The organism is Leucobacter sp. M11, from assembly GCF_035726885.1.
Taxonomy (GTDB): domain Bacteria; phylum Actinomycetota; class Actinomycetes; order Actinomycetales; family Microbacteriaceae; genus JAPFRB01.
On sequence record NZ_JAPFRB010000004.1, the window covers coordinates 254,092 to 256,578 of the forward strand.

Sequence of the window (2,487 nt, forward strand, 5' to 3'; positions counted from 1 at the left end):
ACCCAGAGCAGGATGTCCGCGAGCGCTGCCGAAACGACAAAAGGTCTTCACCGCCGTGACGGTGAAGACCTTTTCTGTCGTGCCCCCGGAGAGATTCGAACTCCCGACCTACGGTACCGGAAACCGGCGCTCTATCCCCTGAGCTACGGAGGCGACTCATCTAGCGTAGCGCATCTTCGGGGGCTCCCGCGTCACGAAAAGCTGGGCCGAGCGTCCGGCCGGGCGACACGCCGCACCCCAGGCCGGTAGACTCTCTCGCGTGACTCCAGCAGAACTCTCCAGCATCCTTCACGCCATCGTCTCCGGTCTCATCGCGGCCCGAGAGAACACCGACCTGTCGGTCACCGAGGCCGACACCGTGCTGGAGCGACCCCGAAGCCGAGAGCACGGGGACTGGGCCTCGAACATCGCGATGAAGTTCGCCAAGCGGCTCGGCACCAACCCCCGCGACTTTGCGCAGGAGATCGCGGCGAAGCTCGCCGAGACGCCCGGGATCGCGACGGTCGACGTGGCCGGCCCCGGCTTCATCAACATCACCCTGGACGCCGCCAGCGCGGGCGAGGTCGCCCGCCAGATCGTCGAGGCGGGCGAGGCCTACGGCACGAACGACTCCCTCGCGGGCCAGCGGATCAACATGGAGTTCGTCTCCGCGAACCCGACCGGGCCCCTGCACCTCGGCCACACCCGCTGGGCCGCCCTCGGCGACTCCACGGCCCGCGTGCTGCGCGCCGCCGGGGCCGAGGTCACCAACGAGTACTACATCAACGACGCCGGCGCGCAGATGGACAAGTTTGGCCGCTCCGTGCTGGCCGCCGCCCTCGAAGAGCCCGCCCCCGAGGACGCCTACCCGGGCGCGTACATCGCCGTGCTCGGCGAGAAGGTGCGCGCACGCATCCCGAACCTCGCCGAACTGGACCGCGCCGAGGCCCTCGCTCAGACCACCGAGGTCGCCTACGAGATCCAGCTCGCCGAGATCCAGCGCTCGCTCGAAAACTTCAACGTGCACTTCGACGTGTTCTTCTCCGAGCGCACCCTGCACGCGGCCGGTCCGAACGGTGAGCCGAGCCCGATTGAGGCCTCCATCGACCGCCTCCGCGAGCAGGGTCACGTCTTCGAGGCCGACGACGCAATCTGGGTGCGCACCACCGACTTCGGCGACGATAAGGACCGCGTCTTCACCCGCGGCAACGGCATCTTCACCTACTTTGCCGCGGACGCCGCCTACTACCTGAACAAGATGGACCGCGGCTTCACCGAGAAGATCTACATGCTCGGCGCGGACCACCACGGCTACATCGGCCGCCTGACGGCAATCGCCGGGGCCGCCGGGGACAACCCCGAGACCGACATCACGGTCCTCATCGGCCAGATGGTGAACCTCGACGGCGCGAAGCTGTCCAAGCGCGCCGGAAACATCGTCGAGCTGGACGACCTGCTCGAATGGCTCGGCGCGGACGCGCTGCGCTACTGGCTTGGCCGCTACCCCGCGGACTCCCCGCTCTCCCTCGAGGGGGAGAAGCTGCGCAGCCGCTCGAACGACAACCCCGTCTTCTACGTGCAGTACGCCCACGCCCGCACCTGCGCGGTTGGCCGCAACGCCGCCGCGGCCGGGGTGGACCGCTCCTCCTTCGCGCCCGAGCTGCTCACGCACGAGTCCGAGACGGAGCTGCTCGGTGCCCTGCAGGAGTTCCCGCGGATGGTGGCCCGCGCCGCCGAGCTGCGCGAGCCGCACCGGATCGCCCGCTACCTGGAGGAGCTCGCCGCGCACTTCCACCGCTGGTACGACAACACCCGCGTGCTGCCCCTCGGCGACGAGCCCATCGGTGACCTGCACCGCACCCGGCTCTGGGTGAACGACGCGGTCGGCCAGGTCATCCGGAACGGCCTCGACCTGCTCGGCGTCACCGCCCCCGAGCGCCTGTAGCGCTCGGCCGACCGCCCCGCCCTGGAGGTGCTGTGCAGACGTCCCTGACCCGGCCCGTGCTCCGCCCGCTGGCCCTGCTCGCCGTGCTCGCCGGCCTGCCGCTGCTCGCGGCGTGCTCGGCCCCGGCGGCCGACCCTGGCGCGCCCGAGGCGACAGCGCAGCCCGGGGACGCGTCACACGCCGAATACTGCGCGGCCGGGGAAGCGATGTACGCCCTCAGCCTGCCGGAGAACATGGACCCAACGGTCGAGTTCATCGGCAAGATGGGCGACGCGGTCGGGGCGCTGGCCGAGGTCGCGCCGCCGGAAACCGCGGAGGCCGCGAGCCTCATGCGCGGGGTCTACGCGGAGACGGAGCAGGCGGTCCGCGATCTCGGCATCACCGGCAGCATGCTGCCCGCCGACATCGATGCGCTCCAGCTCAGCGAGGAACAGAAGCGGGCGCTGGCCGAGGTCACCACGACCGGGTTCTCCGACGAGTTCCTGGCGGCGTCCTCCCTGCTCGTCACGCGGCTCGCCGAGGACTGCGGGGTGGGGGTCGACGCCGGGGGCGGTGCGCCCGCG

At 70.5% G+C, this 2,487-nt stretch carries 2 protein-coding genes and 1 tRNA gene; 2 read left to right on the forward strand and 1 reads right to left on the reverse strand.

Annotated features, from left to right (window positions below; genetic code table 11):
- Positions 1 to 80 precede the first annotated feature (80 nt).
- Positions 81 to 153, reverse strand: a tRNA-Arg gene (locus OOT08_RS13220).
- Between the two features lie 106 nt (positions 154 to 259).
- On the opposite strand from OOT08_RS13220, the gene argS reads away from it, so the two are divergent.
- Positions 260 to 1,924, forward strand: a complete 1,665-nt coding sequence (gene argS / locus OOT08_RS13225) for an arginine--tRNA ligase (RefSeq protein ID WP_325093220.1) — start codon at positions 260 to 262, stop codon at positions 1,922 to 1,924.
- Between the two features lie 32 nt (positions 1,925 to 1,956).
- Positions 1,957 to 2,487: hypothetical protein (locus OOT08_RS13230; protein WP_325093222.1), on the forward strand; the 531-nt coding region annotated here is incomplete at its 3' end.